Raw genomic sequence first — 12,169 nt, forward strand, 5'->3', positions numbered from 1 at the left:
ATTCGGGCGCGCTGGCTGAACAGTCGGGCCGCAGCATCTACTCATAACGTAAGCCGCAGATCAAGGCCGTGATGCACCAGCAGAAAAATAAACAGGACTACCCAAAGAATATCCACAAAATGCCAATAGAGCGTGATCAGCCGGATTTTCAACTGATTGGGAGGGTTGACACTGTACACAAACGAATCGACGTAAGGCCGTCGGCGAAGTGCTTCGATGAGCGCGATGACCAGAAAAATTATCCCGATCAGAATGTGCAGCAGATGGATTCCGGAGATGATATACACGAAGCCGCCAGCCGGATTGTCTTTCAGTCCCACACCGCCCCGGATCATCTGCCGCCAGCCCCAGGCCTGCAGCAGCATAAACAGCGTACCCAGCACAAGCGTCGTGCCGATGTTGGTACGATAACTACCAAATCGTTCGTGCCGGAACGCCTGATTAGCGTTGTGGAGCGTGAAGCTGCTCAGAACAATAGTTACCGTGCTGATCAGGAAAACATTAGGCAGTTTTACGCTGGCCCAGCCCGGCCCGGTCCGGCGAATGACGTAAGCCACCAGCAGGATCGTAAACAGCATCACGCTGCTTGCGATGCCCAGCCAGACCATGAAGCGGAACGGCTCCCGCCGTTTCGTAACAAAATTGCTCATTTGACTCAGAGTATGAGGTCGTAGTGTGTCTGGTTCATTCAGCCGACGCCCCATAAACTCTTAACCCCTAAACTGTTTCTCTAGTTTACCTTGCCAAACGACATAGCCGGAAAATTGGTTTGGGAGGACCGGTGGCGCGTTAAAAATCCCGTATACAGCTGAACCGGATCCGCTCATACTGGCGTAAACAGCCCCTTCTTCGTAGAAGGTCTGCTTGATTTGCTGCAGAAGCGGATACTTTGGAAACAGACTGTCTTCAAAGTCATTGTGGACTGTTGCGGCCCAGTTACCGATCGGAGCCGTTAAGTGTTCGCGCAAGTCTGTTTCGGGCTGATGGGGCCTGACACCCGCATAGGCCTCAGCCGTTGAGATAGCCAGGTCTGGAAACACCAGCAGGATATAGTAGCCACTTAAGTCAACGCTGATTTCCTCGAACACATCCCCTTTTTCGACGCAATACACAGGTCGGTTCTGCACGAAGAACGCGCAGTCGCTGCCCAGGGGCCGGGCATACTCTTCCAGTTGCAGGGGGCCAAGGCCCAGTCTGAACTGCTCGTTCAGCGTTTTGAGCGCAAAAGCGGCATCGGCCGAGCCGCCCCCCAGCCCCGCACCGATGGGTACAATCTTATGCAGATGCATCTGAACGGGCGGCAGATCAAAATCCGCCTTCAAGGCTCTGTACGCCCGAACGCACAGATTTTTCTGCGGATCGCCCGGAATGGGTAACCCGCTGCTGCTGAACGCAAACGCGTCGGCGGGAATCACCTCCAGCACATCGCTCCAGCCAACGGGATAGAAACACGATTGCAGGTTATGAAAGCCGTCGGGCCGTTTGCTGGTAATACGTAACCCAAGGTTGATCTTACAATTCGGGAATGAGATCATCAGTAACGAATGATAAATGACGCCTGCTCAGCCAGTGCCGTCCATTTATCATTACTTGATTGACACGACTTTAAACTCTGTCCGGCGGTTGCGCTGGTGTTCAGCATCGGTGCAAATTACGCCATCCGTGCAGTTATTTACCAACTGCGACTCGCCCATGCCAATTGCCACCATCCGTCTGCGGCTAATGCCCTTCGACGCCAGGTAATCCGCAACGGCCCTAGCCCGATAGGTAGAAAGGGTTTTGTTGTGGGCCGCTTCGCCCCGGCTATCGGTATGCGACCGGATTTCGATAACCAGCGACGGGTATTTGCGCATGGTTGCCACCAGGCGATCGAGTTCGCGGGTAGCACCGGACCGGAGACTATACTGATCCAGATCGTAATAAATATTGTCGATCGTTACGACATCGCCGACACTCAGCATCCGCAGATCAGCCGAGAGCTCTTTTGGTTTGGCTCGCTTCGGTAGCCGCCTGATGCGGTTTGTATTTGTGCCAAAAGTGGGTTTGGAAGCCGTCAGTGTATAATCGCAGCCCTCGATCAGATCGAAATAGTAGCGGCCATCGGCTCTGGTTACGTATTCACGCTGGCTTCGGTCGCATTCATTGCGAAGCCGGACGGTCACGCCTTCGAGCGGCCGATGGTCACGCTCGCTCACCACCACTCCCCGAATCCGGGAACTGGTCAGCGGACCCGTATCGGTCGGTTCTTCAGCCAGCGTATCGGTCAGCACGGTTGGTTTCATCATACCTACTTCGAGCCGGGTGGGCTGGTCGTCGGTCAGGTAACGGGTTGTAAACCCAACCGTGCTGTTGATATAGCCGTCGCGGCTGGCCTGAAACGTAAAGTCGTTTTCTGCTTCCAGGCAAAGCTGCACAAATCCGTTGCGGTCGGTAGTCAGACTCCGGTCTGCCCGTCCTTCGCCCCGCGTTCTAACCAGTACCGTCACGCTGTCCAGCGGCAGATCCGATTCTGTATCGTACAGCCGAATGGTCAGGTCGCGGCAGCCGTACAGCGAGTTCTCGCGCACAAACCGGTAGATGTTGTCATTTCCATTCTGTCGACTGCTGCTGAAATAACCCCCGCGCCGACCTCCGTCGGTAATGAACCCGAAATCGTCCTGGGGCGAGTTAATGGGCGCATCCAGATGCTCGACCGGCCCCTGCACCGTTGCGCCGTTCGCAAGGCTGACAAAAAAGATGTCTAACCCACCGAGCCCCCGACGTCCGTCGGACGAAAAGTACAGATTACCAGCCTCATCCACGAATGGAAACAGTTCATTGCCTTTCGTATTCACCAATGCGCCGAGGTTGACCGGTCGTCCCCAGCGGCCGTTCTGATAACGGCTGACGTAAAGATCCGTCCCGCCAAACCCACCGGGCATGTCTGAAGAAAAGTAAAGCAGCTGCTCGTCGCGGCTGAGCGACGGATGCCCCACCGAATATTCGTCGCTGTTGAACGGCAGTTCTTCCACGGCCGACCACGCGCCGTTCTGCTGATGGGCGGTATAAAGTTTAAGCTTGTTGATCCCTTCCGCACTTTGCTGGGCACGGCCCTGGTTGTAATTATTACGTGTGAAAATGATCCGCGATCCATCGGGCGAGAAGGTTGCCGGACCCTCGTGATAGCGGGTATTGAGGGTTTTACTGAACCGCTGCGACGGACTCAGGGGACGGGCATCGTAGCCCAGGCCCTGAGTGATGTTGATACCGGCGTCGAAGTTGGGGGCTGTGCGCGAATCGTTGGCCGTAGCACGGGTATAACTGTCGCTGCCCAGGGGCCGGTCTGTGCGGACCCGGTCGTTGGTAACTTTACCAATGCTGCCATCAGGGTTAATGATGCTGCTGACTTTCAGGTTGTTTCGGTTTGGTACGTAAAACAGGTCGAGGTAGCCCGCTCCTCCACCGCTGCCGGTTGTCTCGATAGCTGATCCGCCTTTTTTACCCGCTACATAGACCAAACCATCCTGGTAGAACGCAGGGCTAAACTCCTCTCCTTCCGAATTAAGCGCCAGGTATTCAAGTCGGTAGCGCGTGGGTTCTTTTCGCCCCTGCCCGGTGGTAGTCCCACCCGTTGGAACCGCCGACAGCCGATGCACCGGCAGTTTTTCCTTGAGTTGCAGATACCGCTCGTACTGCTGCTGGGCTTCTTTGAACTTACCATTCCCAGCCAGCGTCTGAGCGTATTGCAGCGTCTGCTGCGGGTCATCCTTTGTGCTGTTGTTCAGAGCCTCGCGGTAATACCGTTCGGCCTTCGGCCCGTCGCCAACCTGCTGGTAGGCATAAGCCAGTTTGCTCTGCGCGGCTGCTTTCTGATCGGCCGTCAATTGATCGGCCTGTTCGTTCAACACCTGCGTATAGGCGTCAATTGCCCGGCCATAGGCTTTATAGTTGAGTAGCCGATTGGCCTGCTGCAACAACGAGTCGATCTGCGCCCAGGCCATTGAACTGCTTAGCCACAGCACTATTCCTAAAATCCACGTTACTCCCTTAAAACTCATTCGTGCAATTGACTTTTACTGGACTGGCCAGTTGGCTTTTCTCTTTCGGCAAACGAATTCGCCTGTCAAATCATTGCGGTTAACCACCCACGACCCGCGCCGTAGTTACCAGTGCCAGCAGCCTTATTTTGTTACCGAAAAAATAATTTCGTATCTATATTTTCAGTAGGGAAGGCTGCCCGGCCTGAATACAGACGAATTTCATGCCAAGAGCCTGTTTGGTCCAGCCCGGCCAGAAAGCGTTGTGTTAACGGAGGTATATGAGTGGTTAACTCGCTCGTTTGTAGCCTAACCAGCCTGTTTTACTACACCGTCCAACCGCTGGCCTATTTATCATAAATTATGCCAACCGCCTTTTCCTGCCTTCTTCTGCCCTGTTGGGGAGGTCACGAAAACAAGGATTCATTACCTATATGTCGACATTTCAGACCAATTTAGGAGAGTTACTAGTTAACCAGTATATCGGCTGGGTCAGGCTTGCGGCTGGGTTTTTCCAGCAGAAAAGTTCGGTTGATACTGTCGGGGAGCTCGTTCCGGTCATGCGTAACAAACAGAATTGTTCGGGCAGGCAGGTTGTCCAGCAAGCGCTGCGCTAGCCGGACGCTTCGGGCATCGAGCGCCTGAAACGGCTCATCCAGAATCAGAACCGGCGGCTGCTTGATCAGGGCGCGCACCAGCAATACCAGCCGCTGTTCGCCCGACGAAAGCCCGCCAAACACCCGGTTTACCGTATGGCTCAAACCAAAGTAATGGAGCATCTGCACCAGATCAGCCTCGGCTTCGACCGGAACCCGTGCCGGAACGGTTAAGGTGTCGGTCAGTCCCGTCAGGACGACTTGCCGGGCGGTCAGGTGCTGCGGGAAATACAAGTGCAGTTCAGGCGAGACAAACCCAATCCGACGTTTAACGTCCCAGATGCTTTGCCCCCGCGACCGCCCGCGCCGATGGTCGAATACGCAGACGTTTGTGGCGTAAGCCTGCGGATGATCGCCGTAGAGCAGACTCAGCAAAACCGATTTACCCGCTCCATTCTGTCCCAACAGCGCCCACCGCTCCCCTGCACCGACATGCCAGTTAATGCTATCCAGAATTATGTTCTCACCGTAGCGTATCGTTACGTCGGTCAGGCGAAAGGCTTCGTTAAAATCGGCCGGTTTCGGGCTTGTCTGGAACGTAGGCAGCGGTATGTCGCCTTGGGTTTCGGATCGGGGCGCATATTCTTCTTTAAGGCCGGCCCAGACCATCTGCCCTTCATCCAGCGCCAGAACATGAGTCACGAAAGGCGGCAGGTTATTTGAATCGCCCACCAGCACCAGCGTTAGGCCCAATGCCGTCAACTCACCCAGCCAGTCAACCAGATCAGCCCGGAAGGCAGCATCCAGTCCAACGAACAGGTTATCTAGCAACAGAATCGATGGGTTCTGCAACAGCGCCTTGCCAATGCGGGCTTTACGGGTCTGCCCATTGGAAAGTTTTAGAAATGAAAAATCGAGCAGCGGCTCCAGACCCAGCCGACGAATTAAAGCGGCTTCTTCGGGACTATCCGAAACACCTAAAAACTGGCGCAGGGTTGCTACGGGGCCGCCGTCATCGGCATCGCTCATCGTAGCGTGGTACCGCTGCTGATAGAAATGAGCGCTATAGGAAAACTGGCGCGACTCTTCGCGGAAAGAAACAAAGGCAACCGGTTTATGGCGGCTGACCGAACCCGGCGGAACCGCCAATTGACCCGCCAGCGCCTGCAGCAGAGTCGTTTTGCCGCTCCCGGTAGGGCCAACAATCGCCCAGCACTCCCCCAGTTTCAGGGTAAACGTACTATTCTTCAGCACAATCTGTCCGCTTCGGCGGACGGTCAGGGCAGTCACCTGAATCAATTCAGCCTGTTCACGCATAAAAAACCGGGCAGGATAACTATGCAAAGTTACCTGCCCGGTTTCTCACTTACACCTAATTGCACTTACTTTAACTTTGTCGTTGCCGTTAGGGCGTCTGGGTTGTCGAAGAAGAGGAGGACGATCGTGTACTCCGACTCTTTGTCCGGCGGTTCGTATTACCGGTTGTACCCGTTCCTGTACGGTCTGTTGGATTCATTGAGTTCTGCGAGCGGCTGGTTGAGCCTTGCTGCATCGAGTTCGTATCGGTCGAGTACGTACCCGAGGTCGTTGTCGAATTGCCCGTTGTGCTTCCTGTCCGGGGCGTTGTCTGATACGTGCCCGTGTTGGTATTTACACCGGTGCTCTGGTTATTCATCGTACCGGTTGTACCGGTTGGCGGCTGCGTCTGATACGTACCCGTATTGGTATTTACGCCTGTATTCACACCCGTTGGTGGCTGCGTTGAGTACGTTCCGCTGTTTACGCCCGTGTTCACACCCGTGCCTGCGTTAACTCCTGTGTTCGTGCCCGTCGGCGGCTGTGTCTGATACGTACCCGAGTTTGCGTTGGTGTTCGTACCATTTGAATACGTGCCTGTATTCGTCGTTGTTCCGGTTGTCGTGCCCGTTGAGTTCGTTGTCTGGGCATTTGCGTTGAGGGCCAGGCCGGCTGCCAGCATGAATCCCATCATCACCACTTTTTTCATAGTTGAGTCGTTTTTTCCTATCGAATTAATCGATTTATGTAGTTCTAACTCTGCTAAGGGCTTGTTGTTCAAATTTTTCTAAATTTTAATAATGGCAAAAAGCTCCCCTGATCACAACCTCCCGGTTAGTGGATGGTCGTAATCAGGGGAGCTTCCCTCTTTTTGAGATTTTATCGAATTCCTAAGCCAATGGTTAGGCCATAGGTGTATGGGCGAATTTGAAAGAGATTCTGTTTGTCTGAAACGGGGTTCCATCCGTACTGAACGGTTGGCTCGACCCGAAGCCATAACCTGGAAGTCAATGGCCGTTCGACACCTATCGATGCCTGCACAAACCCACCCGGCTGCCAGACCGGCGCTACATAACCGCCGACGGTTGCCCCGGCAGTCACGAACGGGCGCCACGAGCCCCCGGCCGACAGCCGCCATAACAAATCGGCGTTTAGTCCGGCATAATGATACCGGGTCGTTTCGGCCACCGGTCGGGTAGTCCGAATGGGCGTTACCCGAACCGTCTGCGCGTCGATCAACTCAATTCTTGCGGAGTCGGGCGCAATCGGGCTTACGCTGTAGTTCAGCGACTGCTGCATCTGGCCGTAGGTTAAGCCCGTCCGTAAACTTAATTGCCGACCCAGCGTCCACTCGACGCCTATCTGCGTTCGCCAGCCCGTCCGGCCCGACGCGAATGTTTTCTCCTGCCGGATATTACCGACGTATACCTCGTCGGTAGCGACGGGATTGATGTTCCGGTAGCTGTATAGGGGCATCACCGAAACATAGAGGCCGGGGCGATTCCGGGCTGAACGCAGCAAACTGGCCTGCGTCGGGACCGATGCTGCATTTATCTCGGGCCACCGATTAGCCCATGGCTGGAGTCGCACCGGTAGGGCGGTCAGAGCCGCTACAGACCATGCATCGGGCCGGGCGGTTCTATCGGATAGAGTTGGTAACGTAACGTCGGTTTCGTACCCACTTCCGGTTGTTAGCGCCGATTTCTCAGAAAGCTGACGACGGTCCATTGCAGTTATTCTCCGTACCGGCGATGCCTGGAGTCGACTGTTCCGAAACGACGTAAGGTTCTCCTCGGGCGGCATCCTGGCCGGCCGGTTTTTCTCCGCAATTATTTTGGTTACGTTGACGCGGTTCTGGCTCGGCTGATCAGCTCGTCCGGTCTGTTCCCGATTGATCCGCTGCGGACTGCCGGGACGGGGACTCCCTGCATCGGACCGAGTGGGCACCAATGCCTCCGAATATGTGTCCAATGCCGGTTTAGCCACCCGCTGACCTTCGGGGGCAGGCTCGTTGCCCAATGAGGGAACGGGTAGGCCATCGCCGTTGATTTCGGACTTACCGACCCCGGTTCCGGCAACGGGTTGTCCAACCTCAGCTTTTACAGATGTTTTATTAGCGTAATGGATTTCGGAGATGAGCCAGCCGCTGCCACTTAGCAGCAACAGCCCAACAGCAGCCAACCACCACCTTCCGCCCGATACAGGCTGGGGCGACGGTCCATTTACATTCAGCAGAATTCGTTCCAGCGCATCCGGAGCCGGCTCCGCTTCGTAGTCGGCCAGCCGCTCCCGGAACAAATCATCCCAGTCGGGATCGTTCCATGCCGGATCGTCCCAAGAATTGGTATCAGGAGTGTTCATAGCGGACAATACCGATTTGTTTGAGTTTTTCGCGCAGGGCGCTTTTGGCCCGCACCAGCTGCGATTTCGACGTGCCTTCCGAGATGCCCAGCAGTTCGGCAATTTCGGGGTGATTATAGCCGTCGACGACGTGTAAATTGAAAATCATACGGTATCCATCGGGAAGTTCCTGCACCAACGCTGAAATTTCGTCAGCCGACAGGCGGGCGAGGGTTTCGCGATGATCGTCGGTGGCGTAGCTCACCGCAGCTGCGTACTGGTCGTCGAGTCGGTCGGTCTCTGCGCGTTGTTTCTGATTTTTATGGTAGGCGTTGATGGCGGAGTTGACCATTACGCGTTTCATCCAGGGAAGCATCCGGTCGGGCTGCTCCAGGGTATGAATCTGCTGAAAGATGCGGATGAAGCCTTCCTGAAACATGTCCTCGGCCTCAGCCTGGCTGCGGGCATACCGGCGGCACAGGCCCATCAGGCGACCCTTGAATCGCTGATAAAATGCCGTTTGTGCCCGGGGGTCATTGCGCTGACACGCCCGCAGGAGTTCCAGGTCCGTCATACTTGAATTTACCAACAGGCTATCGAGCGGGGATCATCCAAAACAAAAAGTCGGTTATCCGCTGCAAAATAGTCCGTACGCTCATTCTTTAATATCAATGGTCACGGTGGCCGATGATTTATTATTCTGGGTATCGGTCAGTTCGTAGCTGAACGAGAGCTGCCCTACTTTCGGGCTGCCACTCAGCGTATAGGTGATAATGCCCTGTTTACTAACGGTTAGCTTGAGATTAGCCGGATTGGCACTGATTTTCATATCGGCTAATGGCGCACAGATTTTATCGTTGAGCAGCACCGGCAGCACTACCGTTCCGGCTTTGACATCGGCTGCGGGTTTGCTGATCTGGATTGTCCGGCTATCGGGCGCAGCCGTCAGCTGACAGTCGGCCTCGGGTGCTTTCACATTAATCCGGATAGTAGCCTGCAGACAGCTTCCGTTGTCGCAGCGCTGGTAGATCAGCTCGTCGTTACCTGTAAAGCCCGGTCTGGCCCAGTAAACGATGTATTGATTCCGCTGCACAACGGCTAGACCGTTGGACGGACCTTTTTTGATCGTAATCGGTACGGTACGGACGGGCTGGCAGAGCTGGTCGTTCAGCAGGGGCGCAATCAGCACCGAGTCGCTCACGAACTGCGGTCGCAGGCTCACCTGATCGTCTTTGAGGGTCAGGCTGCATTCTTTATAGATGTCACCAACCAGAATTTTCACCGTGGCGACATAGGTACGCGGCTGCTGGACCGTAGCCGTAACTTTATAGAGCAGTTCGTCGTAGCCAACAAAGTTCTGGTTCGGCGTGTACGTAATCCTGGTGCCATTGAGGCTGAGTTTTCCATTTTTGGGGGCCCGGACCAGCGCCACGCTTTTCAGATCAACGGTTGCGTTGCAGAAGCGGGCATTTTCCAGCACATCGATCGTAACAGGCGTGTTGGCCGACGTTTTTACGCCATCGGGCAGCAGGCCGGCATGGCACGGAAGCTGGCTGCTGTCGGCGGCCATGGTAATCCGAAAGGCTTTGCTGCTCAGGTCCGAGTCGGTTGTTTTCAGAGCGAACTGATCCTGGCCGGCCGTAAACTCCGGGTTCGGTGTATAGATCAGCAGTCCCTCGGGGCTAAACGACGCTTCGCCCGACTGCGGGCGCTTGACGATCGTGAACGTAGCGGCTGACTTCAGATCGACGAACGACTTAAGGTCAATGGCTACCGGTTCGGCGGGGAGTGTATAAAATTCCGTTTCGTCGCTGTTGTTGACCGTTACAGCAGGCGCCAGGTCCTGCCCAACGCGGTCGCAGGCCAGAAACCCCATCGCCAGCAACAGGCTCAGCAAGAAACGAAAGGAGGTAAACGAGTTCATAGCATAATCTGATAGGCACTTGTACCGATATAGACAAAAGCGGCCCATCAAAGGGTTGCATGGCGTATTGATAATCAACACAAAATGCATTACACCTGGCAAAAAACAGGCAGCAGGCAAATCCTGAACGAATGCCTGCTGCCTGTTTTGAATTAATTACAATCCCGGTATCGTTCCGGCGATACCGGGACACCTGTTACAGATTACCGCGTTTCATTTCCTTCACGGCGAAGTCGGCCGCGCGGGCGGTCAGCGCCATGTAGGTGAGCGACGGATTCACGCACGATGCCGAGGTCATGCAGGCTCCATCGGTGTTGAAAACGTTCTTCACCGTATGAAGCTGGTTGTGGGCGTTCAGCACCGACGTCTTCGGATCGCGGCCCATGCGGGCGGTTCCCATTTCGTGGATACCGATACCGGGGTGTTTTGACTCGTCGTTGTAGGGCGTTACGTTCTTCAGACCAGCGGCTTCGAGCATCTCGGCCGCGTCGTTCATCATGTCTTTCCGCATTTTCTTTTCGTTCTCACCGTAGGCGGCATCGAACACGATCAGCGGCAGGCCCCACTTGTCTTTCTGGTCGGGCGAGAGGGTCATGCGGTTGTTCGGGTCGGCAATCATCTCGCCGAAGCCGCCGAGGCTCATCGTCCACGGGCCGGGCTTGGTCAGGCTTTCTTTGAAGTCGGCCCCGAAACCTTCCATACCGTTACCCCGGTTCCAGCCACCCCGGGCAGCACCGCCCTGATAGCCAAAGCCGCGCACGTAATCGCGCTTGTCGCCGGCCCAGTTGCGGTAACGCGGCACGTAGACCCCGTTGGCACGCCGACCGAAGTAGTACTGATCTTCCATGCCTTCAAACGTACCCGAGGCACCGACCGCCAGGTGGTGGTCCATGATGTTCCGGCCGAGTTGATCGGAGTCGTTGCCCATTCCGTTCGGGAAGCGGTGCGACTTGGAGTTCATCAGAATTGACGTGCTGGCAAAAGCCGACGCATTCAGGAAAATAACCCGGGCGAAAAATTCCCGCACTTCTTTCGTGTTCTGATCAATGACCCGAACGCCGGTTGCCTTGCCTTTTTTCTCGTCGTAGAGCACTTCAGACACAATCGAGTCGGGCAGCAGGGTCAGCTTGCCCGTTTTCATGGCCGCTGGCAGGGTAGCCGCCTGCGTGCTGAAATAGGCGCCGTAGGGACAGCCGCGCATACACTGGTTTCGGTACTGGCAGGCCGCCCGGCCCAGGTCGTAGTGCATCTGCTTAGGCTCGGTCAGGTGAGCCGTCCGGCCAATGGTTACGGTACGTTTGGGAAACGATTTCTCGATGCGCTTCTTGGCTTCCTTCTCCACGCAGTTGAGCTGCATGGGCGGCAGGAAGTTGCCATCGGGCAGAACGTCGATACCGTCCTTATTTCCCGAAACGCCGACGAACCCTTCAACGTAGGTGTACCAGGGTGCCAGGTCTTCGTACCGGATGGGCCAGTCGACTCCAATGCCTTCCTTGAGGTTGGCCATGAAGTCTTCCTTGTTCCAGCGGTAGCTCTGCCGGCCCCACATCAGCGAACGGCCGCCTACGTGGTAGCCGCGAATCCAGTCAACCTGACGGTTTGGTTTTTCGAGGTAGGGGTTTTCCTTATCGTTCTCGAAGTGGTGACGCCATTCTTCGTTGGCCGTGTAGCCGGTGCGCATGTTGGCCCAGTACTCTTCGGCGGCCTGCGTGGTAATCCGGCCCCGGTGCGGGAAATCCCAGGGGTTGCTGGTGGCGGTTACGTATCCTTCAATGTGTTTGATGTCGCGTCCCCGCTCCAGCATCAGCACTTTCAGGCCCTTCTGGGTCAGTTCTTTGGCTGCCCAGCCGCCCGATATACCCGACCCGACGACAATGGCGTCGTAGGTCATATCTTTTTTAGCGTCGATATTCAGATTCATGTGTCTATGAGTTTGTAGCGTTACAGCGTCCTGCGGCTGCGGTGTTCATGCCGCAACGGGCCGACCTGATAACGGA

9 protein-coding genes are annotated in these 12,169 nt (G+C 55.6%); all 9 read right to left on the bottom strand.

The genetic code is table 11. The features are described from left to right. Window positions 1-41: 41 nt before the first annotated feature. The 9 genes from HNV11_RS19635 to HNV11_RS19675 all read right to left on the bottom strand — a co-directional run bounded on the left by HNV11_RS19635 (window position 42) and on the right by HNV11_RS19675 (window position 12,093). Window positions 42-650: a cytochrome c oxidase subunit 3 gene (locus HNV11_RS19635; RefSeq protein WP_171741283.1), complete on the bottom strand. Its 609-nt coding sequence runs from the start codon at window positions 648-650 to the stop codon at window positions 42-44. Between the two features lie 60 nt (window positions 651-710). Further along, a complete protein-coding gene (locus HNV11_RS19640) occupies window positions 711-1,535 on the bottom strand; it encodes a 4-(cytidine 5'-diphospho)-2-C-methyl-D-erythritol kinase (RefSeq protein ID WP_171741284.1) in 825 nt (274 codons plus the stop codon). A gap of 51 nt (window positions 1,536-1,586) precedes the next feature. Further along, window positions 1,587-4,037, bottom strand: a complete 2,451-nt coding sequence (locus HNV11_RS19645; RefSeq protein WP_171741285.1) for an OmpA family protein — start codon at window positions 4,035-4,037, stop codon at window positions 1,587-1,589. 446 nt (window positions 4,038-4,483) lie between these two features. Beyond that, complete coding sequence (locus HNV11_RS19650) at window positions 4,484-5,929, bottom strand: ATP-binding cassette domain-containing protein (RefSeq protein ID WP_171741286.1); 1,446 nt, start codon at window positions 5,927-5,929, stop codon at window positions 4,484-4,486. Window positions 5,930-6,017: 88 nt separating this feature from the next. After that, the gene (locus HNV11_RS19655) at window positions 6,018-6,617 is read right to left on the bottom strand and encodes a hypothetical protein (RefSeq protein ID WP_171741287.1); all 600 of its coding nucleotides are present in this window, start codon (window positions 6,615-6,617) and stop codon (window positions 6,018-6,020) included. A gap of 170 nt (window positions 6,618-6,787) precedes the next feature. Continuing rightward, window positions 6,788-8,269, bottom strand: a complete 1,482-nt coding sequence (locus HNV11_RS19660; protein WP_171741288.1) for a hypothetical protein — start codon at window positions 8,267-8,269, stop codon at window positions 6,788-6,790. Next, entirely contained in the window at window positions 8,256-8,822 is a 567-nt protein-coding gene (locus tag HNV11_RS19665; protein WP_171741289.1) for an RNA polymerase sigma factor, read from the bottom strand. Before HNV11_RS19665 ends, HNV11_RS19660 begins: the two co-directional genes overlap by 14 nt. 81 nt (window positions 8,823-8,903) lie before the next feature. After that, window positions 8,904-10,172: an Ig-like domain-containing protein gene (locus HNV11_RS19670; protein WP_171741290.1), complete on the bottom strand. Its 1,269-nt coding sequence runs from the start codon at window positions 10,170-10,172 to the stop codon at window positions 8,904-8,906. 196 nt (window positions 10,173-10,368) lie between these two features. Beyond that, a complete protein-coding gene (locus HNV11_RS19675; RefSeq protein WP_171741291.1) occupies window positions 10,369-12,093 on the bottom strand; it encodes a GMC oxidoreductase in 1,725 nt (574 codons plus the stop codon). Between the last annotated feature and the right edge of the window lie 76 nt (window positions 12,094-12,169).

It is taken from the genome of Spirosoma taeanense, assembly GCF_013127955.1.
GTDB classification, from domain to species: domain Bacteria; phylum Bacteroidota; class Bacteroidia; order Cytophagales; family Spirosomataceae; genus Spirosoma; species Spirosoma taeanense.